The sequence below is a fragment of the Nocardia inohanensis NBRC 100128 genome (assembly GCF_001612945.1).
In the GTDB taxonomy this organism is placed as follows: Bacteria; Actinomycetota; Actinomycetes; order Mycobacteriales; family Mycobacteriaceae; genus Nocardia; species Nocardia inohanensis.
Map to the genome: position 1 here is coordinate 47,097 of NZ_BDBK01000007.1, position 21,843 is coordinate 68,939.

The following is a 21,843-nucleotide window of genomic DNA, read 5'->3' on the forward strand; positions in this document are numbered from 1 at the left end:
AGGGCGGACGAGCGAGCTCGATCACTCCGCTCGACGACACTCCGAAACCAGCACGCCGATGGGTGAATTGACCGACCCGCCGCGCCGCGACCGCCCGATCGGCTTGAATGGGATACGGCGGTCACCTGCGGAGGGAACGAAGATGCTCGATCACGACAATCGGCTCCCCCGGGCCGCCAGCACACCGGGTTCGGTGGTCGCCCTCGTCGACGCCGCCGGCAAGGTGGAGCGCGAACTCATCGGCAACTGGCTCGCCGAAGGTGGTATCGCGCAGGAATTCGACACCGGCGCCCCCGTCACCCAACTCGACCTCGACCCCGATGCGGTGGCCGCGCGCCTGGTCGGGCGCAGTGACGATCCGCTGGTGGTGCCGGTACGGGTGCTGTGGCTGCCGCCGGAACGAGACGGCGTGCGGCGCACCACCTTCAACGATCTGCTCACCCTCACCAACCCGCGCAAGCCCAATCGATTCGTGCAGCGGCGGCTGCTGGCCAAGGCACCCGACCGGCACCTGGTGCTGACCGGCGCGCCCGCCCGGCTGAGCGAGCTGCGGGCCAATAATCCGGGCGCCGCCGGAGCGCCGGAAGCCTTCGCGCGGGCCATCGTCCGCGCGGGCATCGTGGCCCTGGAACGCGCCGAACGCGCGGTCATCGGCGACCGGTACAAGGTGCCGCGGCTGGTGGCCGAGGAGATCCTGGACTCCCCCGAATTCCTGCGGCGGCTCGATGTCATTGCCGAGGCCACCGGCACCTCCTCGCGCGAGGTGTACCGGCGCGCCGAGAAGGCGTTGAAGGAGCTCGTCGCCGCGCAGAGCCGCCTGGTCTCGGACCTGTTCACCCAGGCCATGCGGCCGGTGCACGCCTCCACCTGGAAGGTCGACAGCGACGAGACCGGGCTGGACCGGCTGAAGCATCTGAACCGGCGGTATCCGCTGGTCTTCCTGCCTTCGCACCGGTCCTACGTGGATGCCTTCGTGCTCGGAGACATTCTGGCGCGCAACGACTTTCCGCCCAATCACGTGGTGGGCGGGGCCAATCTGAAATTCTGGCCGCTCGGGCCGATCGCACGGCGCACCGGCACCGTGTTCATCCGCCGCAGCTTCGGCGACGACGAGGTGTACAAGGCGGTCGTCGAGGAGTATTTCGCGTATCTGCTGGCCAAGCGATTCAACCTGGAGTGGTACTTCGAAGGCGGGCGCACCCGCACCGGCAAGCTGCGGCCGCCCCGCTACGGCTTGCTGAATTATCTTGCGGCGGCGCTGCGTTCGAAACGCATCGACGATGTGATGCTGGTGCCGGTGTCGATCACCTACGAACGGCTCAACGAGATCGGGGCCATCGCCGACGAACAGACCGGCGGCAGCAAACAACCCGAGGGGCTGGCCTGGCTGGCCCGGTACGTGCGCAATCAACAGCATTCGGCCGGGCACGTGTACATCCGGTTCGGCACCCCGCTGTCGGCGCGGGAAAGGCTGACCGCACACGGGGATCCGCTCACCGCGCACCCGCCCGTCAATGCCCCTGACGAACTGGTGGAGCTGGAACACAAAGCGGTGCAACGACTCGCGTTCGAGGTCGCCGTCGGCATCAACGACGTCACGCCCGTCACCGTCAACGCCCTCACCACGCTGGTGCTGCTGGGTGTGCACGAACGTGCGCTCACCAGAACCGAACTGCGGGCCGCCATCGCCCCCGTGCTCGGATATCTGGAGGGCCGGAACCTGCCGCGCGGCGAACTCGACACCCTGCGCGACGATCACGGGCTGGCGGTGGTGCTCGAACAGCTCGCCGTCGCCAAAGTGGTGACCGTGTATCGCGGTGGGCTGGAACCGGTCTACTCGATCGGCGCGGGCGCGCACCTGGAGGCCGCGTTCTACCGCAACAGCGCCGTGCACTGGTTCGTCAACCGCGCCATCCTCGAACTCTCGGTGCTCACCGCCGTCGAAGCCCCCGAAGGCGATCAGCTGAGGGTCGGCTGGGAGACCGCTTACCGGCTGCGCGATCTGCTCAAATTCGAGTTCTTCTTCCCCGAACGCGCCGAATTCACCAGCCAGCTCACCGCCGAGATGCTGCTCGTCGACCCGGAATGGCATCGGCGCACCGCGGCCGGGACCGTCGGCACCGACGTACTGGCCAACCTGGCCGACTCCGGGTTCATCATGGCGCACCGGGTACTGCGCTCGTTCTTCGACGCGCAACTGGTGGTGGCCGAACGGCTCGCCGCGAGCGATCCGGCCGTACCGGTGGACAAGAAGGCGCTCATCGACGAAGCGCTCAGCGTGGGCAAACAGATGCTGCTGCAACAGCGGCTGCACAGCCCCGAATCGGTGTCGTCGGAATTGTTCGGCAGCGCACTCAAACTCGCCGACAATCACGGGCTGCTCACCCTCGGCGACGATCCGGCGGAGCTGGCCCAGCGCCGCGCCCTGTTCGCCGCCGAACTGCGGGCCATCGGGGCGCGCATCTCGCGGGCCGCCACCCTGGACCCGTCCAACCGGCTGGACACGCTATGACGCATCGGGCCGGAGACTCGACGCTGTCCGGAGGCGATGCGCTGCAACCGACTCCGCTGGAACCCGGGGTGGGCATCACCCAGCAGCCGGTCGGGACCGTCAGCCTCGACGACACCCTGGCCGCGATCCGCTCCGGACCGCACGGGCCGCGCATCGCCGCCGTCTTCGACTTCGGCGGCACCGTCGTGCACGGGTTCAACCCGCCAGCCCTGCCCGGCCGGGTGCTGCGCCGCCGCAGCAGCGAACGCACCCTGGCGGCCGAACTATTGGGCGGGATTCGCGGGGCGCGCAGCGAAGGCGAGTACGAGCGATTCCTGCAACAGATCATGTACTCGTGGGCCGGCGTGCCGGAGGACGAGCTGAAAAGCCTGGGCGAGCAGGTGTTCCAGCGCACCGTGTACGGGCACCTGTACCCGGAGGCGTGGCGGCTGGTGCGCGAGCACGAGGCGGCCGGGCACACCATCGTGCTGGTCAGCTCGCTCACCCGGTATCAGGTGCAGCCGGTCGCCGACGAGCTCGGGATACCGCATGTGCTGTGCACCGCCATGGCGGTACAGGACGGGGTGCTCACCGGGCACGTGGAGGGAAAACCGCTGTGGCGCAACGGTAAAGCCGATGCGGTGCGGCGATTCGCCAGCGCGCACGATATCGACCTGGAGCACAGCTGGGTGTACGCCGACAGTGCGGCCGACCTGCCGCTGCTGCAACTGGGCGGGCAGCACATCGCCGTCAATCCGGATCCGCGCGTGGTGCTGGAGGCCGCCGAAAAAGATTGGCCCGTACTGCATTTCCGGCCGCGCCGGTCACCGAACGCCGCCGACTACGCGCGCACCCTGGCCGGATTCACCGGACTGCTCGGCGGGGCGTTGTTCGGGGTGGCGGCCAAGGCGCACACGAAAGAACGCCGGCGCATGGCGGATTCGATGATGACCTACGCGGCCGACTCCACCCTGCGCGGCACCGGGGTGCGGGTACGGGTCGCCGGGGCCGAGTACACGCGCGCACCGCGGCCGGCGGTCTTCATCTTCAATCACCAGAGCCAGTTCGACATCGTGGTGCTGGCGGAGGTGCTGGGTACCGGATTCACCGGCATCGCCAAGAAGGAGATCACCAAGAACCCGGTCTTCGGGCCGCTCATGCGATTCGTCGAGGTGACCTTCATCGATCGGGCGAATTCGATTGCGGCCAAAGCGGCCCTGGAACCGGTCGTCGAAACCCTGCGCGGCGGGCTGTCGGTGGTGATCGCGCCGGAGGGCACCCGTTCGCTGACCCCGAGTGTCGGGCCCTTCAAGAAGGGCGCCTTCCACATCGCGATTCAGGCGGGTGTGCCGGTCATTCCGGTGGTGATCCGGAACGCGGGGGAAATCGCCTGGCGCAATTCGGCAATCGTGCGCAAAGGCGTCGTGGACGTGGCGGTGCTGGCGCCGATCGACGTCAGCGGCTGGAACCCGGCCGAGATGGACGCCGACGTGGAGCGAGTCCGGCAGCTCTTCGTCGAGACCCTGCTGCACTGGCCGGAACTCACCTAGTTCGAGACGTCAGTCTGCGTCCGCGGCCCACCGGGGCCGCGAACGCGAGGTGCCGGAGGGGATCAAACCTGCTTGCCGAAGAGCAGCTTCCACGGCATCAAGGCCGATTCCAGCTGCACCTTGAAGCTCATCTTGGATGCGCCCAGGGTGCGCTCCTCGAAGCGGATCGGCACCTCGGCGATCTTGATGCCCTGCTTGACGGTGCGGTAGTTCATCTCGACCTGGAACGAGTAACCGTTCGACTTGATCGAGGCCACGTCGATGGCGCGCAGCGTATCGGCCTTCCACGCCTTGAAGCCCGCGGTCGCGTCCTTCACGTTCAGGCGCAGCAGCAGGTTCACGTAGAAGTTGGCCCAGGCCGACAGCGCCTTGCGGTACCACTTCCACTCCTCGGCGGTGGAACCACCGGGCACGTAACGGGATCCGAGCACCACGCCGGCGTCGGTGGTCTCCAGCTTCTCCAGCATGGCCGGAATGACCTCGGCGGGATGCGACAGGTCGGCGTCCATCTGGATCACCACGTCCGCGCCCTCGTCGAGCGCCTTCGTGATGCCGGCGATATAGGCCCTCCCCAGGCCGTCCTTCTCCGTCCGGTGCAGCACGCTCACCGCGTTGGGCAGATCGGCGGCCAGCTTGTCGGCCACCTCGCCGGTGCCGTCCGGCGAATTGTCGTCCACAACCAAGACGTGCAGATCCGCCACCGGTAGCGCGGTCAACCGCTCCACCGCCACCGGCAGATTCTCACGCTCGTTGTAAGTCGGCACCACCACGGTGACCTTCAAGGCAAAACCCTCCCGCTCGTTCTCGCCCATTTCCAGCTCAAAACGGTACTTGATGCACCTGAGCTCCACATGACCGCATCATCAGGGGGGTGCCATCCCGTCACCGTGACATCAGTCCTCGTCCGCGTCGGCCGCCTTGTTCCGCGCCTTCGCGATCTCCAAAGCCCGCTCCGCAGTTGCCTTGTCGGGATAGGGCCCCATCCGATCCCCCACCCACCCCTGCTTCCCCTGCACGGCCTTGTGCGAAGAAAGGTCGTAGTACCAAGCGTCATCCGAGTCAGCCATGCCTCCAGCATGTCACCAAGATCAGCCCCGCATCCCCGGAACACGCGGAGTGGCCGGGCCCCGCACTAACGTGCGGGGCCGGAGGCTCGGGTTCGGATGGGGCAAGCCCCGCCGGCGGTCGGACGCAAACCACGACACCAGCTGGTGCGTTCACCGATCGGGATATGGAGGCAAGGCCCAACACCGTATGGGGGTGTGGGGGCTTGCCCCCACGTCGAATAAAAGAAGACCGCACCCGGAGGGTGCGGTCTTCTGGAAGGTGGTGGCCAGAGCCGGGATTGAACCGGCGACCTTCCGCTTTTCAGGCGGACGCTCGTACCAACTGAGCTACCTGGCCGGAGGCACCCGTACTGAATGCCACGCTAGTCTTGCGACCCTGACGGGACTCGAACCCGCGACCTCCGCCGTGACAGGGCGGCGCGCTAACCAACTGCGCCACAGGGCCTTGCTTGCTCCGACAACGGTGTTTCCACCGTTGTACCCCCTACGGGATTCGAACCCGCGCTACCGCCTTGAAAGGGCGGCGTCCTAGGCCGCTAGACGAAGGGGGCCCGGCCAGATTGCTCTGGACCGTTGCTCAACGGCATCCGTTGGGAGCGGAGATAGCTTATGACAGCATCTGCCGTAATCCCAAATCTGCTGGTCAGAGTCCCAAATTGAGATCTTCCAGCCGAGCGGACACCTTCCAGCCGACGCGGCGGAACTCCTCGATCCACTCCGGCGTCGCGGTGGCGTCGATGACCACCTCGAGCGCTTCGGCGAAACGAGAACGCAGATCCACCGGACCGCCCAGCACATCGGTGATGTAGCGCTGGCCCGCGAGGGCCGCCGCCAAGGTGCGGGTGAACCGGTCCGGATCGGTCTCCGGGCGCAGCTGTTTGTGCTCGGTCGCGCGGACCGCGAGCAGCCGGATGGACCGCCCGAGGATTCGGCCGCCGCCGGCCTGGATGTCACGGTAGAACTCCGGTTCGATGATGAGCCGGAACTCCGCCTGGATGATGATGTCGTTCTCCAAGCGCAGCGCGATCTCGTCGATCATGCCGTGCAAGGTATCCAGCGGCCCGAGATCGCCTCGGGCGAGCCATCTTTCAGTCGAGGCGCGATAACGATCGACGGCGGCTTCCAAGACCGCCCGCGCCAAATCCTCCTTCGAGTCGAAGTGGAAGTACATGGCGCCCTTGGTCGCCCGGGAACCTTCCAATATGCGGTTGAGCGAAGCAGCGGCATAGCCGCTCTTCCCGAACTCAACGGCGGCGGACCTGATGATCGCCGCGCGTGTCCGGCGGGCCCGCTCTTGCTGCCGTGCCATGCTCGAAACGCCTCCGAAGCTAGCTACCGCCGCAACCCTTTTCGAAGTTACGACGCAAAGTTACGTGTCTTTCAAATACTTTTGAACGGGCTTTTGCCCGAATTACCAAACTTTTGGTACGAAAAAGCGCGAAAAACTTGAAACACACCAACTGGTATAGTTTTTCCCGCCAGGGTGCACCTCAGGGGGTGCGCACCCTGGCGATCACGTCGTGTCGGTCGTCCTCCCGCAGCTTCATCTGTTGTGGAGCCGCGATCGGCACGACCGGTCGCGACACGTTCGGGCACATCAACGATAAGCCGAATCCCGTGCCGCCGGGGCAATCCCAGTTCTTCGGGAATTCACCAGTCGGTCAAGTTACCCGGAAAGCGCACCCTGCGTGAGGTGTACCGGAAAGTCAGTTAGCCAGCCTGCCCCCTATCGAGTACCGCAATTTCGCAGCTACCGAATGGGCGATTGGTCCGAATAGCTGAATTCGCCCATATCCCAGTGATGTTCGGCCGTCGGCCGATCGCACCCGATTCCGGCCGTACCGCACCGGCATCACGCCCGGACCCGCGCCGCCATCGCGGCGGCGGACCCGCAGGATCCCCTCCCCCAACACCAAAATGCTTGCCACACATCACCATTGGATGATATTCACACGTGGCCGCCACGAAACAAACTGAGTGGCAACACGATTGCCGGGCCCGGTGCTCCGGCCGGCATGCGGGCGCTCGAACCGGCCCCGCGACACGCCGTCGCGAGACCGGGCCGGGACGCGAGGGAGCGGCCCGTCATTGCAACCGGACCCCCCAGTCCGCTTGATGTGTCCCCCCACCGACCGGTCCGAACCTTCACAACCTCTCATCGTGCCTCGCTCCCCCGGCGGCACCGGCAAAAGCCGACCGGTTCGGCACGTGCCGTCACCGGATCGGCACACCCGGTCATCAAGTGCCGCACCCGCCCGGGGCCCGCACGGCTCCCCCGCGACCCGCGCCCGGCCGCCCCGACGCCGGGCCGCCGTTCCCGCCACGCCGCCCCGCCGCGCCGCGTCAACCACCATGACCTGCGCAAACATCAATGGCCCGAGCACAATCGGATACTCGTTTAACACTTGTGCACACGGCGCACTACACTCACATCCCGCGCCCCTATAGCTCAGTTGGTAGAGCTACGGACTTTTAATCCGCAGGTCCCAGGTTCGAGCCCTGGTGGGGGCACCGTCTCGCGAGGGGCCCGGAACGCTACATCCGGGCCCCTCGCCACAACCGCGAATCTGTAGCAATCTGTCCGGTTTTCGCCTACCGTGACCCTGTTAGGGCATTTCCGGGACCCCTTCAGCACAGGCGGAGTTCATGACTTCCTTCGATGACCTGCTCTCTCAAGTACCCGTCGCACAGATCGCCGAGAAGCTCGGTGTCGATCAGGCGACCGCCAACACCGCGATCGGCGCGGCCATACCGGTACTCCTGGGCGGCTTCCAGGCACAGGCCGGCAACCCCGATGCGGCGGCTCACCTCGAGGGCGAAATCGCAAAGCAGCCAGACGATCTGCTCGAAGGCGGTGTCAATATCGAGCAGGTCGACACCGCCGCCGGCAACCAGGTGGTCGAGCAGACCTTCGGCGCCGAGAAGAACACCGTCATGAGCGCCTTGGGCAATGTCGGCGACAGCGCCATCACCCAGGATCTGATGTCGAAGCTGCTGCCGATGCTGGCGCCGATCGTGCTCGCCTACGTCGGCAAGAAGATGCTCGGCGGCGCGGCGGCCGGCGGGGGCGCCGCGACCGGCGCCCAGGCGGGCGGCGGCGGCATCGGGGACATTTTGGGTAGCCTGCTGGGGGGCGCCACCGGCGGCGGCCAGGGCGGCAGTGGCGGTCTGGGCGACATTCTGGGTAAAGCGGTCGGCCAGAACGCGGGCAGCGTTCTCGGGAATGTGCTGGGCGGTTTGCTCGGCGGCAAGAAGTGACATTGCATCGACACCCGGTGCGCGGCTAACGAACTGCGGCCCATGGCGATAGACGTCGCTGTGGGCCGTTCTCGTATGACAACGGTCACGACCTGCGCAATGGCAATCGTATGAGTTTCACATCACCCTACGGTCACGTAAGGTATGGGCGCGGCGTTGCGGCCGGCGAGGGAACCAACTGCAAGTACGCACAACATGAAGGGCATGTCTATGGCAAAGGATCTGACTCAACTCGAGCTGCTGACGGAGTTGGAGCCGGTTGCCGCGGAGAACGTCAACCGCCACCTCTCCCTGGCCAAGGAATGGCACCCGCACGACTACGTGCCGTGGGAAGAAGGACGCAACTTCGCCGCCATGGGCGGCATCGACTGGGATCCCGAACAGTCGAAGCTGAGCGAACTCGCCAAGGCGGCGATGATCACCAACCTGCTCACCGAGGACAACCTCCCCTCCTACCACCGGGAGATCGCCGAGAACTTCTCCCAGGACGGCGCCTGGGGCACCTGGGTCGGCCGCTGGACCGCCGAGGAGAACCGGCACGGCATCGTCATGCGCGACTACCTGGTCGTCACCCGCGGCGTCGACCCGGTCGCCCTCGAGCAGGCCCGCATGATCCATATGACCAACGGGTTCGCCTCGCCCACAGAGGAACTGGAGAAGCTCCCCGGCAGCGCGGGCTTCCTGTTCTCGGTGGCGTACGTGACCTTCCAGGAACTCGCCACCCGCGTCTCGCACCGCAATACCGGCAAGGTCTGCGACGATCCGATCGCCGACCGCATGCTCCAGCGCATCGCCGCGGACGAGAACCTGCACATGATCTTCTACCGGAACATGTGCGCCGCGGCTCTGGACCTGAGCCCCGACCAGACCCTCGAAGCCATCACCCTGATTCTGGAGAACTTCCAGATGCCGGGCGCCGGTATGCCCAACTTCCGCCGCAACGGCGTGCTGATGGCCAAGCACGGCATCTACGACCTGCGCCAGCACCTCGAAGAAGTGGTGAACCCGGTGCTGAAGAAGTGGCGCATCTTCGAGCGCGACGACTTCAGCGCACGCGGCGAAGAGACCCGCGACCGCCTCGGCAACTTCCTCGAGAAGCTCGGCAAGGACGTCGTGAAGTTCGAGGAGCAGCGCGACCGCATGCTCGCCCGCGAAGCCGCCAAGCGTGAGAAGGAACTCGCCGCCAGCAACAGCTGATCCGGCCCCGATCCCCAACGGCCCCGCTCGACCGATCCGGTCGAGCGGGGCCGTTTCGCTGGTGCCGCACCGGGTCCGGAGTCAGGCGCGGGCGGGTTGCGCCGTCACGACCGGGCGGACCCTGGTCAGCAGCAGCTCCAGGAAGCGGTCCGGGTGCCGGAAGGCGGCGAAATGGCTCGCCTCGCCGATCAGCGCGAAATCCGTCACCGGCGCGGTCACGTCCGCGTGGAAGCGGCGCACCGACTCCGGCGGGGTGAGCACGTCGGCATCACCCTGGAAGAAGAACACCGGGATCTCGAACGCGGTGCCCTCCGCCCACTCGTCGATCGAAACCGCCTGGGCCAGCAGTGGTTCGGAGAACTTCATGGCGTCCATGTACCCGCGCAGGCCGCGCAGCGTGTGCAGCGGCGAGAACCACCGTGAACCGAGCACCACCGTCTTCATGGTGTTCGCGGAGAGCCGGTCCGACATCAGCGTCCGCTTGCTGTGCTCCGCGAGCTCGGCCCCGCTCCAGCCCCTGCGATCCACGCCTTCCCGGCCGCCCGCGTAGATGTTCTGATCGGTGCCGACGTAGGCGGAGAACAACTCCGGATGGTTCCGGGCCAGGCGCAGACCGACATTGGTGCTGAAGGAGTTCGCCAGCAGCAGCACCTTGCCGACGCCGAGCCGGCCGCGCAGGTGGGCGACGAGCTCCAGAGCGTCCCGGTAGATGCGATCCAAGCTCAGCTCGCCCTGCCCGTCCGGGCCGCCGAGCGCGAAGGTCTCGCCGCTGCCGCGCATATCCCAGCGCACCATCGTGAAGTGCCGCTCCCAGTCGCGGGTGCGCGGGAGGAAGACCAGGTTGGTGGTGCCGGGACCGCCGTGCAGTTCCAGCACGACCGGATTGTTCAGGTCCTCCCCGCGGATCGACACCCACTGGTCGATGCCGCCGATGCGCACGAAACCGGCCTCGTCGATGCCGTTCGGGGCGGTGATGCGCAGCGCGGCGGCGTGCCGGGAACGCCGGACCCGGCGATGACCGAGCGCGCCGGCCAGGGGTGCGGTGAGGGCGGCGGCCGAGGCGGCGAGCAGGGCGCACCGCGAGAAGGCAAGGCGCGCAAGGAGAAAGCCCGCGATCTCGAGGCCGGCATCGCGCTGCTGTGGGACGAGCGGAACCCGCCCACCCGCGGACCGAAACCGACCCTGACCCCGCGCCGGATCGCCGAAGCCGCCGTCGTCATGGCCGACGCCGAGGGGCTGGACGCCATCTCCATGAACAAAGTGGCCGCCGGATTCGGCGTGTCCGGCATGGCGCTCTACCGCTACGTCCCGGGCAAGAACGAACTGGTCGAGCTGATGATCGAAGCCGTGCTCGCCGCTCGCCCCGACCTGTCCGGCACGCCCCCGGATTGGCGTTCCCGGCTGACGGCCTGGGCGCGCCATTGCCACGCCGTGTACGCCGCGCACCCCTGGCTGCTCGCGGCCACCGGCATGCGCAGGCGGAACCTGGGGCCGGCCGAACTGGCCTGGCTGGATGCCGCGCTCGCCGCGCTGGAGCCGACGAATCTGACCGCCGCGCAACGGCATCGGGTATTCCTCCTGGTGATCGGCCTGGTCCGCAATATCGCCCAGCAGACGGCCGATGCCGACAGCGCGCACGAGCAGGAATGGAACCGGCTCACCGGCGAACTGCTCGCGCGCAACGCGGACCGCTTTCCCGCGCTCACCCGGGCCGTCGCGGACGGGGTGTTCGCGCCGGATCCGGAGGACCCGCTCGAGTTCGGGCTGGAGCGGATTCTCGACGGCGTGCAGGTGCTCATCGACCTGCGAGGGTGATCGGCGAGTGTGATCGATGCCATCCGGCGGGACATGTGCGATCGGCCACAGCGGCGCGGATGAGACACTGGTCGGCGTGACGACGCTCGAGACTTCGCGAACCGCCTTGCGAATCGGCCCCTACCCGGTCGATCCGCCGGTCGTGCTGGCTCCGATGGCGGGCATCACCAATGTGGCCTTCCGGACGCTGTGCCGGGAGTTCGGCAGCTCCACCTCGATCTACGTGTGCGAGATGATCACCGCGCGCGCCATTGTCGAGCGCAATGAGAAGACGCTGCACATGATGGCGTTCGGGCCGGACGAGAGCCCGCGCTCGATGCAGCTGTACGGGGTGGATCCCAAGACGCTCGGCGAGGCCGTGCGCATCATCGTCGGCGAAGGCATGGCCGACCACATCGACTTGAATCTGGGCTGCCCGGTGCCCAAGGTGACGCGGCTGGGCGGCGGGGCGGCGCTGCCGTACAAGCGGCAGTTGTTCCGGGACATCATGCGCGCCATGGTCTCCGCGGCCGAACCGGCCGGGGTGCCGGTGACGGTGAAGTTCCGGATCGGCATCGACGACGATCACCTGACCTACCTCGACACCGGGCGGATCGCCGAGGCCGAGGGCGCGAAAGCCGTTGCGCTGCACGCCCGTACGGCCGCGCAGCGGTACTCGGGCGAGGCCGACTGGACCGCCATCGCGCGGCTCAAGGAGGCCGTCACCTCGATTCCGGTGCTGGGCAACGGGGATATCTTCAGCGCCGGCGACGCGGTGCGCATGATGGCCGAGACCGGCTGCGACGGCGTCGTGGTCGGCCGCGGATGCCTCGGCCGCCCTTGGCTTTTCGGTGAGCTCGAGGCCGCGCTGCGCGGTCAGCCGATTCCGGCCGGGCCCAATCTCGGGCGGGTCGGTGAAATCCTTTTCCGGCACACCCAATTGCTCGTCGAACACGACGGCGAGGACAAGGCCATGCGCGATATTCGCAAACACATGGCCTGGTATCTGATGGGCTTCCCGGTCGGCTCCGAACTGCGCCGCCGCTTCGCCACCGTCGGCAGCCTCACCGAACTAGCCGACCTGATCGGGCAACTCGATCCCGAGGCGCCGTTCCCCAAGGACGCCGAGGGCCCGCGCGGCCGGCAGGGTTCGCCCGGCAAGGTCACGCTCCCCGAGGGCTGGCTCGACGACCCGGACGATCCGACCGTGCCGTGCGCGGCCGATGTGATGCACAGCGGAGGCTGAAAAGTCACCGGTTGTTCCCGGCCGTATCGCCGTCGCACTGGCAGACTTTGCGCCAGGCGTCGATCCACCGCACCGAAACGCACGCGGCGGACCAGCGGTATTGGTGAGCAAGCCGAGACTAATTTTGGTTCAAGTGGTTCACCGTGGCGAAATCGTTATCATGGCGGTCGGCATCGAATAGCAAAGTGAGGTTCGTTGGTGGGTGACGATCGATACGGGCGCACGCCTAGGCCCGGAGGTCGCGCCCCCTGGGAGCGCTCCGTGGCGGAGGATGCAGCCCAGAATCGCGCCGGCCGACGCTCCCGGCACACCGACAACGCCGCACCCGGTTCCGCGCCCATCTCCGTCCAGGATCTCGTCGAACGCGTGGACAGCGAACGCGTGTCCCGGCGCCGCCGCCGCGCCGAACCCGACGAGGAGCCCGCCGACGACGGGCATTACGAGGAGCCCGGCAATTCGGCGGGCTGGCCCGAGGTAGGCAGCGGCCCCACCCGGCGGCCCGCGCCCGCGGATCCGGGCGCCACCGGCGCGCGCCGCACGGCACCGCCGGAACCGGTCGCCCCCAACGGCTCTCGCCGGGGACCGGAGGCCACCGGCGCCCGCCGCGCCATACCTGCCGACCCAGGCAGCACCGCATCCCGCCGCGCCGATCCCGGCAGCACGGGAGCCCGCCGCGCCGTACCCGTGGATCCGAATATCAGCGGCGCCCGGCACCAAGTCGCCGACGCGGTGAACGGCACCGGCGCGCGTCCGGTGCACGCCACCGGAGCGCGCCGGGCCGTCGCCCCGATTCCGGCCGCCGCCAATGGGTCCCACCCGGCGCCGCGCGGCCTGGACGGCGATATGCGCCGCGCCGCGGTCGCCGATCCGCCCACCGAGGAACTACCCGCGCTCGTCCCCGAACCGCGCGCCCCGAAGCCGAAGGGCAAGGCGCAGACCGGAACCCAGGTCGAGTCGCCCGCCGACTACCCCACCACCGCGCTGCCGGCCGCCGTCGGGGCCAAGCCGCTGTCCCGGTTGTCCGCGAGCCGGCGGCGGCGCAATCGGAAAATGAAACTGGCCGGGCGGGTTTCGGGTGCGCTCTTCGCGGTGATCTGCCTGATCATCACCGGCGCCGGCTGGAGCTATCAGAAGGCCAAGGACAACGGCTTCAACCACGTCACCGCCATCGACACCAACTCCGAGGACATCGTCGACGCCGGTGCGCAGTACGGCGACGAGAACTTCCTGATCATCGGCACCGACACCCGCGCGGGCGTGAACTCGCAGCTGGGCGCGGGCACCCTGGACGATGCCGAGGGCGCGCGCGCCGACACCGTCATGCTGGTCAATATCCCGGCCGATCGATCGCGCGTGGTCGCGGTGTCCTTCCCGCGCGACCTGGACGTCACCCGCCCGGTCTGCGAGGGCTGGGACAACGACAAGGGCTCCTACACCGGCGAGAAGTTCCCCGCGGCCATCGGCGACAAGTTGAACGCGGTCTACGCGCTCGGCGGGCCCAAATGCCTGACCTCGGTGATCCAGAAGATGTCCGGCCTGAAGATCAACCACTTCGTCGGCATCGACTTCGCGGGCTTCGAGACCATGGTCGACACCATCGGCGGCGTCGAGGTCTGCACCAACAAGCCGCTGGTCGACGAGATCCTCGGCACCGTGCTCACCACCCCGGGCAAGCAGACCGTCAACGGCGCCACCGCCCTGGACTATGTCCGCGCCCGGCACGTGATCGGCGAGGAGCGCAGCGACTACGACCGCATCAACCGGCAGCAGCGCTTCCTGTCCTCGCTGCTGCGCGGCGCGACCTCGAGCAAGGTGCTCTTCGACATGGGCAAGCTCAACGGCTTCATCAATGCCTTCGCCCAGCACTCCTTCATGGACAACGTCACCACCAAAGACCTGCTCACCCTGGGCCGTTCGCTCAAGAACATGCAGGCGGGGGCGATCACCTTCCTGACCGTGCCGACCGCGGGCACCACCTCCTACGGCAACGAGATCCCGCGCGAATCGGATATCAAGGCCATCTTCCGCGCCGTCATCGACGATCAGCCGCTGCCCGGCGAGAAGAAGGTGGAGGCCCCGGCCACCACCACCAGCGAGGCGCCCGCCGCCAAACCCAAACTGACGGCGGTGGATCCGAGCACGGTCTCGCTCCAGATGTCGAATGCATCCGGCGTCGGCGGCGTCGCCGCCACGGCCGCGACCAAATTGGCCAGTCAGGGTTTCCAGATCTACAGCACCGGCAACTACGCCGACGGCGTCTCGGCCAAGACCAAGGTCCGCTACTCCAGCGGGCACGAGGCCGCCGCCGCGACCGTGGCCAGCGCCATTCCGGGCGCGACGCTGGAGTCCACCACCGGGCTGGGCAGCATCGTGGAGGTGGTGCTGGGCACCGACTTCGCGGGCACCGTGCGCACCGCGACCGCCTTCGGGCAGACCCTGCCCGACGCACCGGCCGACACCACCGCTGGGGCGGCGGTCACACTCCCGTCCGATCTCGAGCACGTCAACGCCGCCGACGACACCTGTAAATAGCGGTTAACAAGCACCCGGTCCGAGCTGCACGGACCGGGATGCGACCGACCGGCACCGATGATTAACCCACCGTTGGTGACTTGGTCAGCGACGACCACTAATGTCTTGAGTCATGCGTGTCATCTACAACGAACAAATGGCCGAGCTCGCCGATCTGCTCGGTGGCATGGCCGGGCTCGCCGGATCGGCGATGGAGCGGGCGACCAACTCGCTGCTCAACGCCGATCTCGAGCTCGCGGAGCAGGTGATCACCGAATACGACCGCATCGCCGAGATGATCCAGCTGGCCGAGGAGAAAGCCTTCGCGCTGCTGGCGTTGCAGGCCCCCGTCGCCGGTGACCTGCGGCAGGTGGTCAGCGCCATCCAGATCGTCGCCGACGTGAACCGGATGGGTGTGCTGTCGCTGCACGTCGCCAAGATGACCCGGCGTCGCTTCCCCGCGCACGCGGTCCCCGAGGCGGTCAACAGCTACTTCGCCGAAATGGGCCGGATCGCGGTCAAGATGGGCGCGGCGGCCAAGGAGGTGCTCGAGACCCGTGATCCCGAGCGCGCCGCCAAGCTCAATGACGACGACGAGGCGATGGACGATCTGCGCAAGCATCTGTTCACGCTGATCATGGACCGCGACTGGCAGTTCGGTGTGGCGTCGGCGGTGGACGTGGCGCTGCTGGGTCGCTACTACGAGCGCTTCGCCGACCACGCCGTGGAGATCGGGCGCCGCGTGGTGTTCCTGGTGACCGGCGTGCTGCCGCCGGACCCGGACTCCGAGAAAGAGTCGATCTGACTCTCAGAGCTCTCAGGGGTAAACCCCTGAAACCCCGCCACAGGAAGGGCTCTCCGGGTAAACCCCTGAAACCCCGCCAGAGGAAGGGCTCTCCGGGTAAGCCCTGAGACCCCTTCGACAGGAAGGGCTTCAAGGGCAGGCCCGTACTCGACGCCCGCACGGACACGGTGCGGGCGTCGAGTCGTTCCTAGGCTTCTGCGGAATCGGTTGGGGCGGGGTCTTTCTCACGCCAGCCCATGAGGTACGACTCGCCGCGTTCCGGCTTCCAGGGCAGCGTCACGGCGACGATCAAAGCCGCTACCACCAGGGTGCCTACGGCGACGTACGAAGCCGCCTGCGCGCCTTCCATGGCCGCCACCTTCATGGTGTGGACGAGGTCCGCTTTGGCCGGGGCCAGGATCGGATTCACCGGCGCCTTCACGATTTCCAGCACGCTGATCGGCGTATTGCTCGCCAGCTCCTTCTGCTGCGGATTCATGATCTGGCTGGGAATTCCGGCGATCTTCTCGGCCACCCGCGAGGTGTAGACCGAGGTCATGATCGAGCCGAGCAGCGCCACACCGAGCGCGCCGCCCACCTCACGAGTGGTGTCGTTCACGGCCGAACCCGCGCCGGCCTCCTCCAAAGGCACTGCGCCCATGATGGATTCGGTGGCCGGCCCCTGCACCACCGCGAATCCCAATCCCATCAGGATCATGGACAGCACAACCGGTCCGAGATAAGGGGTTTCGACCGTCGTCTGCCCGGCGATGTACATGGCCACACCGAGGACCAGCAGGCCCGACACCACCATGGCCGTGGTGCCGACCCGCTGTGCGAGCAAGGTCGCGACCGGTGCGCCCAGGCCCACCGCCACCGCGAAAGGCAGTGAGTGGATGCCGAATTGGAGCGGGGACAGCTCCTTCACACCCTGGAAGTACTGGGTGATCAGGAACAGGAACCCGAAGGCGGAGAAGTAGGAGACGGTGATCGCCAGCGACGGCAGCGCGAAACGGCGGTTCTTGAACAGCCGCATATTCAGCACCGGCGTCGCGACTCGCAGCTCCCACAGCACGAACACCGAGAGCGCGAGCGCGGAGAACAGGTAGCCCAGCAGGCTCTGTGTGGAGAGCCAGCCGTGCTTCGGGGCCTCGATAATGCTCCACACCAGCGCGGTGATACCGATCAGCGACAGCAGAATGCCGATGCGGTCCAGGCGATCCACATGAGCCGCCTTGGATTCCGGGACCGTCAGATACACGGCCACGATGGCGACCAAGGCGACCGGCACATTGATCCAGAACACCGAATGCCAGGAGAAGTACTCCAGCAGCCAGCCGCCGATGGTCGGGCCGATCGCGATGGCCACACCCGCCATGGCGGTCCAAAGCGCAATGGCCGCAGCGCGTTCCCGCTTCCGGGTGAAGATGTTGGTGAGCAGGGCGAGCGTGGCCGGGAAGACCACCGCCGCGAACACGCCCATGCCGGCGCGGGCCGCGATCACTTGGCCGAGCCCGGAGGAGAGCGCACCGGCCGCCGACATGGCCGCCACACCGGTCAGGCCGATCACCATGAACAGGCGGCGGCCGTAGCGGTCACCGAGATGGCCCATCGCCAGCAGCAGGCCCGAGAAGGCCAGCGTGAACGCGTCCACGATCCATTGCAGCCCGCTCATATCGGCCTGCAATTCCACGGCCATCGATGGCAGTGCCACGTTGACCAGCGTGTTATCCAGCACGACAAGCAGTTCCGCGAGACAGATCGCGATCAAAGCCGCGATCTTCGCTCTGGACGAGAGTCCCGCGGTCCCGGATACCCGGGTCGCCGTTGACACCGTCATCCGACACACCTCCTGACTAAACCGATTGGTTTACTTACAGGAAGACTAACTGTGACTGACGGTTGCACACAACAGCCGGTGGCCCCTATGACGCAGGACACAAAAAGGCCCCGGTCTACCGACCGGGGCCTTCGAGTACAGGCGGTTTATCCGAAGCGGCCCGAGATGTAATCCTCGGTCGCCTTCTGCGACGGGTTGGAGAAGATGCGCTCGGTCTCGTCGATCTCGATCAGACGGCCGGGCTTGCCCTGGGCTTCCAGGTTGAAGAACGCGGTCTGGTCACTCACACGCGCGGCCTGCTGCATGTTGTGGGTGACGATGACGATCGTGAACTCCTTCTTCAGCTCGGAGATCAGATCCTCGATCGCGAGGGTCGAGATCGGGTCCAGCGCCGAACACGGCTCGTCCATCAGCAGCACATCCGGCGACACCGCGATGGCACGCGCGATGCACAGCCGCTGCTGCTGACCACCGGAGAGCCCGCCGCCCGGCTTGTCGAGCCGGTCCTTGACCTCGTTCCAGAGGTTCGCCCCGCGCAGCGAGCGCTCGGCGACCTCCTCGAGCTCCTTCTTGTTGCGCACGCCCTGCAACTTCAGCCCCGCCACCACATTGTCGCGAATGGACATGGTGGGGAACGGGTTCGGCCGCTGGAACACCATGCTGATGGTGCGCCGCACGCCCACCGGATCGATGTTCGCGCCGTAGATGTCCTCGCCGTCGAGCAGCACCGCGCCCTCGACGCGGGCGCTCGGGGTCACCTCGTGCATGCGGTTCAGCGCCCGCAGCACGGTGGACTTACCGCAGCCGGACGGGCCGATGAAGGCGGTCACGCTGCGCGGCAATACGGTCAGCGACACGTCCGAGACGGCGTGGAACTTGCCGTAGAAAATATTCAGGTCTTTGACGTCGATCCGCTTGGCCATCAGTCTTTCCTTCTATCGGTTCCGCGTCAGCAGCTTGTTGACCGCAGCGGCGGCGAGGTACAGCACCGCGATGATCAGGATCAGGGTGAGCGCGGCGCCCCACACGCGAGCGCGGCCCGCGGGCTCGGGGTTGGCCAGCTCCTGGTAGATCATCAGCGGCAGCGACGCCATATTGCCGTTGGCGACATCGAAGTTGATCGACTTGGAGTAGCCGACCAGCACCAGCACCGGCGCGGTCTCACCCATGACGCGGGCCAGCGACAGCAGGATGCCGGAGATCATGCCGGGGGCCGCGGTCGGAACCACGATCCGCACAATGGTTTTCCACTTCGGGATGCCCAATGCGTAAGAGGCTTCGCGCAATTCGTCCGGGACGAGCTTGAGCATCTCCTCGGTGGAGCGCACCACCACCGGCAGCATCAGCAGCACCAGCGCCAGCGACACCGCGAACGCGCTCTGCGGGAAACCGAAGGTGGCGATCCACAGCGCGAAGATGAACAGCGCCGCCACGATGGACGGCACACCGGCCAGGATGTCGACCATGAAGGTGGTGGTCTTGGCCAGCCAGCCGCGCCCGTACTCCACCAGGTAGACCGCGGCCATGATGCCCAGGGGCACCGCGATGATCGCGGCCATGGCCGACTGCACGATGGTGCCGTAGATGGCGTGGTACACACCGCCGGCACTCTGGTCGGGCAGCACGCCCTTCTGCGACTTGGTCCACCAGTCGATATCGGCGACCGTGGCCGCGCCCTTCTCCAGGACGGTCCACAGCACCCACAGCAGCGGCACCAGCGCGATGGCGAAGCAGGCCCACACGATGCCGGTGGCGAGGTTGTTCTTGATCCGCCGGGCGGTGGAGACGTGCCGGAAGGTCGGGGCCTTGACCGGCTTGTCGAGTGTGGTGGTCATCCGTTCACCTTCCCTCCGGCCACCAAGCGGGCCAGGGCGTTGACGATGAAGGTCAGGGCGAACAGGACGAAGCCGGCCGCGATGTAGGCGCCGGTGGGCAGCTTCGAGCTGAATTCCGAAGCCGCCGAAGCGATCTTGGAAGCGAAGGTGTAGCCACCGTCGAAGAGCGACCAGCCGCCGGCCTGCGCCGAGGTGCGCAGCACCACGAGGACGGCGATGGTCTCACCGAGCGCGCGGCCCAGGCCCAGCATGGAACCGGCGATCACACCGGAGCGGCCGTAGGGCAGCACCGTCATCCGCACGACTTCCCACTTGGTGGCGCCGAGCGCCTGCGCCGCCTCGATGTGCGCGCGGGGGGTCAGACCGAAGACCTCACGGCTGACCGAGGTGATGATCGGCAGGATCATCACCGCGAGCACCACGCCCGCGGTGAAGATGGTGCCGCCACCGGAGATGGAGACATTGCCGTCGGAGAAGAGGAAGAACCAGCCCAGCTTCTCGTTCAGGAAGCGCTGGACCGGCTCCAGTTTCGGAGCCAGCACCAGCACGCCCCAGAGACCGAACACGATCGAAGGCACCGCGGCCAGCAGATCCACGATCATGGAGAACGGCCGGGCCAGCTGCTTGGGCGAGTACTGCGTCAGGAACAACGCGATACCCACGCCGATCGGCACCGCGATGGCCAGCGCGAACAGCGAGCTCAGCACCGTGACCATGAACAGGTCCTTGATGCCGAAGCGCAGATCATCAGCGTTCGAGGTGTTGAACTCGGTGCTGGTGAAGAAGTTCGCGTGGTTCGCCGCGATCGACGGCACCGCCCGCACCAGCAGGAAGAGCGCGATCAGGGCGATGGAGGCGACGATGATGCCGCCTGCCGCGGTGGCAGCCGAGCGGAAAACGAATTCCGCACCGTACTTGGTGGGGGCTTTACGCCCGGCGGCCGGCTTGGTGCTGGGTTCGGTCGGCATGAGCGCAGTATCCCCCGGCTGCTGGCGACGGTCCGCCCGCGGGCCGGTCGCTACCGACTGGCCCGCGGATGATATTTCGTCGTGCACGGTCATGGTGTTTTTCGATCAGTCGATCAGGAGATGGCGTTGATCGCGGTGGTCAGCTTGGTCTTGAACTTCTCCGGGATCGGCACGTAGCCGGCGTCCGCGAGACCGTTCTGACCATTGCCCACGGCCGAGGTCAGGAACGCCTTGACCGCCTTGGCGGTATCGGCGTCGCTGTACTTCGAGCAGACGATCTCGTAGGTCGGCAGCATGATCGGGTACGCGCCGGCGGCGGTCGGCTTGTAGAACGACGAGGTGTCGAGCACCAGGTCGTTGCCCTCACCGGAGATCTTGACGCCGTCGATGGCCTTGCCCGCGGTCTCCGAGGTCAGCTCGACCGGCTTCGGGTCGTTGGAGGTCTCGACGGTCAGGATCTTGGCGACCGAGAGGTTCTGCGCCTTGGCGAAGGCCCACTCGTTGTAGGTGATGGCGAACTTGGTGTTCTTCACCGCGGCCGAGGTGCCCTCGTTGCCCTTGGCGCCTTCGCCGACACCGCCGGTGAAGGCCTTGCCGTCACCCTTGGCGTAACCGCCGGCGGCGGTCAGGTACTTCTGGAAGTTGTCGGTGGTGCCCGACTCGTCCGAGCGGAAGATCACGGCGATCTTGTCGGACGGCAGCTTGTCCGCCTTGTTGGCGTTGAGCGCCTTGATGGCTTGGTCGTCCCAGGTGGCGATCTCACCGGAGAAGATCTTGGCGAGGGTCTTGCCGTCCAGCACCAGATCGGTCACGCCGGGGATGTTGTAGGTGACGGCGATCGGGCCGAACACGGCCGGCAGGTTCCAGGCCGGGCTGCCACAGCGGGCGGCGGCCTTGGCGATCTCGTCCTTCTTGGCGTTCAGCGGGGAGTCCGAACCGGCGAAATCGGTCTGGCCGCCGAGGAACTCGTTCACACCCGCGCCGGAGCCCGAGGAGGTGTAGTCCAGCTTGGCGCCGGAGCAGTTGTTCTCGTAGGCGGCGATGAACCGGTCCATGGCGTTCTTCTGCGCCGAGGAGCCGGAGGCCTTCAGAGCGGACTTGCCGCCACAGGCGACGTCGATCTTGGTGCCGCCGCCGGTCTGTGCCGAGTTGTCGTCACTGCCACAAGCCGAAAGGGTCAGGGCACCGGCCGCGGCCAGCACGCCGAGCAGGGCGCTGCTGCGCTTGAGATTCACTATTCCTCCGCGAATCACGGTCTGCACGCCCGACCCCTCAACGGTCGGACGGGCGTATGTGGATGGC

General features: G+C 67.0%; 17 protein-coding genes and 4 tRNA genes. 9 read left to right on the forward strand and 12 right to left on the reverse strand.

The genetic code is table 11. The features are described 5' to 3' along the window. The first annotated feature begins 142 nt into the window (after positions 1–142). Positions 143–2,512, forward strand: coding sequence for a glycerol-3-phosphate 1-O-acyltransferase (locus NI1_RS14310; RefSeq protein WP_067820504.1), 2,370 nt, complete (start codon positions 143–145; stop codon positions 2,510–2,512). Then, positions 2,509–4,041, forward strand: coding sequence for an HAD-IB family hydrolase (locus NI1_RS14315; RefSeq protein ID WP_084523198.1), 1,533 nt, complete (start codon positions 2,509–2,511; stop codon positions 4,039–4,041). The genes NI1_RS14310 and NI1_RS14315 overlap by 4 nt, the downstream gene beginning before the upstream one ends. Positions 4,042–4,103: 62 nt before the next feature. On the opposite strand, the gene NI1_RS14320 is transcribed toward NI1_RS14315, so the two are convergent. From NI1_RS14320 to NI1_RS14340, 6 genes are all read right to left on the reverse strand, one after another. Then, positions 4,104–4,853: a polyprenol monophosphomannose synthase gene (locus NI1_RS14320; RefSeq protein ID WP_067819878.1), complete on the reverse strand. Its 750-nt coding sequence runs from the start codon at positions 4,851–4,853 to the stop codon at positions 4,104–4,106. A gap of 81 nt (positions 4,854–4,934) precedes the next feature. Then, on the reverse strand, positions 4,935–5,108 hold the full coding sequence (locus NI1_RS38490; protein ID WP_169815581.1) for a hypothetical protein: 174 nt from the start codon (positions 5,106–5,108) through the stop codon (positions 4,935–4,937). Between the two features lie 260 nt (positions 5,109–5,368). Further along, positions 5,369–5,445 (reverse strand) — tRNA-Phe (locus NI1_RS14325). A gap of 34 nt (positions 5,446–5,479) precedes the next feature. After that, positions 5,480–5,553 (reverse strand) — tRNA-Asp (locus tag NI1_RS14330). A gap of 33 nt (positions 5,554–5,586) precedes the next feature. After that, positions 5,587–5,659: transfer RNA gene (locus tag NI1_RS14335), tRNA-Glu, on the reverse strand. A gap of 92 nt (positions 5,660–5,751) precedes the next feature. After that, positions 5,752–6,417, reverse strand: a complete 666-nt coding sequence (locus tag NI1_RS14340; RefSeq protein ID WP_067819880.1) for a TetR family transcriptional regulator — start codon at positions 6,415–6,417, stop codon at positions 5,752–5,754. Positions 6,418–7,546: 1,129 nt separating this feature from the next. Here NI1_RS14340 and NI1_RS14345 point away from each other — a divergent pair. From NI1_RS14345 to NI1_RS14355, 3 genes are all read left to right on the forward strand, one after another. After that, positions 7,547–7,619: transfer RNA gene (locus NI1_RS14345), tRNA-Lys, on the forward strand. Between the two features lie 135 nt (positions 7,620–7,754). After that, a complete protein-coding gene (locus NI1_RS14350) occupies positions 7,755–8,366 on the forward strand; it encodes a DUF937 domain-containing protein (protein ID WP_067819883.1) in 612 nt (203 codons plus the stop codon). A 210-nt stretch (positions 8,367–8,576) separates the two neighbouring features. Beyond that, positions 8,577–9,563: an acyl-ACP desaturase gene (locus NI1_RS14355; RefSeq protein WP_067819885.1), complete on the forward strand. Its 987-nt coding sequence runs from the start codon at positions 8,577–8,579 to the stop codon at positions 9,561–9,563. 81 nt (positions 9,564–9,644) lie between these two features. Here the strand turns inward: NI1_RS14355 and NI1_RS14360 are convergent, their stop codons facing one another. Beyond that, positions 9,645–10,502, reverse strand: coding sequence for an alpha/beta fold hydrolase (locus NI1_RS14360; protein WP_218026746.1), 858 nt, complete (start codon positions 10,500–10,502; stop codon positions 9,645–9,647). A gap of 75 nt (positions 10,503–10,577) precedes the next feature. Here NI1_RS14360 and NI1_RS14365 point away from each other — a divergent pair, with 75 nt between their 5' ends. From NI1_RS14365 to phoU, 4 genes are all read left to right on the forward strand, one after another. Beyond that, positions 10,578–11,378 (forward strand): TetR/AcrR family transcriptional regulator, encoded by an 801-nt coding sequence (locus tag NI1_RS14365; RefSeq protein ID WP_084523253.1) that lies wholly within the window; start codon positions 10,578–10,580, stop codon positions 11,376–11,378. Positions 11,379–11,454: 76 nt separating this feature from the next. Beyond that, positions 11,455–12,603, forward strand: coding sequence for a tRNA dihydrouridine synthase DusB (dusB, locus tag NI1_RS14370; RefSeq protein ID WP_067820515.1), 1,149 nt, complete (start codon positions 11,455–11,457; stop codon positions 12,601–12,603). A gap of 261 nt (positions 12,604–12,864) precedes the next feature. Next, positions 12,865–15,135 carry an LCP family protein gene (locus NI1_RS14375; RefSeq protein WP_245663220.1) on the forward strand — a complete coding sequence of 757 codons (2,271 nt, stop codon included), beginning with the start codon at positions 12,865–12,867 and terminating at the stop codon, positions 15,133–15,135. Between the two features lie 112 nt (positions 15,136–15,247). Then, positions 15,248–15,919: a phosphate signaling complex protein PhoU gene (gene phoU, locus NI1_RS14380; RefSeq protein WP_067819890.1), complete on the forward strand. Its 672-nt coding sequence runs from the start codon at positions 15,248–15,250 to the stop codon at positions 15,917–15,919. Between the two features lie 187 nt (positions 15,920–16,106). Here the strand turns inward: phoU and NI1_RS14385 are convergent, their stop codons facing one another. The 5 genes from NI1_RS14385 to pstS form a co-directional block, all read right to left on the reverse strand. Next, entirely contained in the window at positions 16,107–17,738 is a 1,632-nt protein-coding gene (locus NI1_RS14385) for an MFS transporter (protein ID WP_067819893.1), read from the reverse strand. Between the two features lie 146 nt (positions 17,739–17,884). Continuing rightward, on the reverse strand, positions 17,885–18,661 hold the full coding sequence (pstB, locus tag NI1_RS14390) for a phosphate ABC transporter ATP-binding protein PstB (RefSeq protein WP_067819896.1): 777 nt from the start codon (positions 18,659–18,661) through the stop codon (positions 17,885–17,887). Positions 18,662–18,673: 12 nt separating this feature from the next. Beyond that, the gene (gene pstA / locus NI1_RS14395; RefSeq protein ID WP_067819899.1) at positions 18,674–19,573 is read right to left on the reverse strand and encodes a phosphate ABC transporter permease PstA; all 900 of its coding nucleotides are present in this window, start codon (positions 19,571–19,573) and stop codon (positions 18,674–18,676) included. Next, positions 19,570–20,541 (reverse strand): phosphate ABC transporter permease subunit PstC, encoded by a 972-nt coding sequence (gene pstC, locus NI1_RS14400; protein ID WP_067820517.1) that lies wholly within the window; start codon positions 20,539–20,541, stop codon positions 19,570–19,572. Before pstC ends, pstA begins: the two co-directional genes overlap by 4 nt. Before the next feature lie 113 nt (positions 20,542–20,654). Further along, complete coding sequence (gene pstS / locus NI1_RS14405; protein WP_067819902.1) at positions 20,655–21,776, reverse strand: phosphate ABC transporter substrate-binding protein PstS; 1,122 nt, start codon at positions 21,774–21,776, stop codon at positions 20,655–20,657. Between the last annotated feature and the right edge of the window lie 67 nt (positions 21,777–21,843).

What these genes read in the sequence shown, in the direction of transcription:
- NI1_RS14340 (WP_067819880.1), bottom strand. Translation starts at nt 6,417, where the DNA reads ATGGCACGGCAGCAAGAGCGGGCCCGCCGGACACGCGCGGCGATCATC.
- NI1_RS14385 (WP_067819893.1), bottom strand. Translation starts at nt 17,738, where the DNA reads ATGACGGTGTCAACGGCGACCCGGGTATCCGGGACCGCGGGACTCTCG.
- NI1_RS14365 (WP_084523253.1), top strand. Translation starts at nt 10,578, where the DNA reads ATGACCGAGCGCGCCGGCCAGGGGTGCGGTGAGGGCGGCGGCCGAGGC.
- phoU (WP_067819890.1), top strand. Translation starts at nt 15,248, where the DNA reads ATGCGTGTCATCTACAACGAACAAATGGCCGAGCTCGCCGATCTGCTC.
- NI1_RS14355 (WP_067819885.1), top strand. Translation starts at nt 8,577, where the DNA reads ATGGCAAAGGATCTGACTCAACTCGAGCTGCTGACGGAGTTGGAGCCG.
- NI1_RS14310 (WP_067820504.1), top strand. Translation starts at nt 143, where the DNA reads ATGCTCGATCACGACAATCGGCTCCCCCGGGCCGCCAGCACACCGGGT.
- NI1_RS14320 (WP_067819878.1), bottom strand. Translation starts at nt 4,853, where the DNA reads ATGGGCGAGAACGAGCGGGAGGGTTTTGCCTTGAAGGTCACCGTGGTG.
- NI1_RS38490 (WP_169815581.1), bottom strand. Translation starts at nt 5,108, where the DNA reads ATGGCTGACTCGGATGACGCTTGGTACTACGACCTTTCTTCGCACAAG.
- pstA (WP_067819899.1), bottom strand. Translation starts at nt 19,573, where the DNA reads ATGACCACCACACTCGACAAGCCGGTCAAGGCCCCGACCTTCCGGCAC.
- NI1_RS14350 (WP_067819883.1), top strand. Translation starts at nt 7,755, where the DNA reads ATGACTTCCTTCGATGACCTGCTCTCTCAAGTACCCGTCGCACAGATC.
- pstC (WP_067820517.1), bottom strand. Translation starts at nt 20,541, where the DNA reads ATGCCGACCGAACCCAGCACCAAGCCGGCCGCCGGGCGTAAAGCCCCC.
- pstB (WP_067819896.1), bottom strand. Translation starts at nt 18,661, where the DNA reads ATGGCCAAGCGGATCGACGTCAAAGACCTGAATATTTTCTACGGCAAG.
- NI1_RS14315 (WP_084523198.1), top strand. Translation starts at nt 2,509, where the DNA reads ATGACGCATCGGGCCGGAGACTCGACGCTGTCCGGAGGCGATGCGCTG.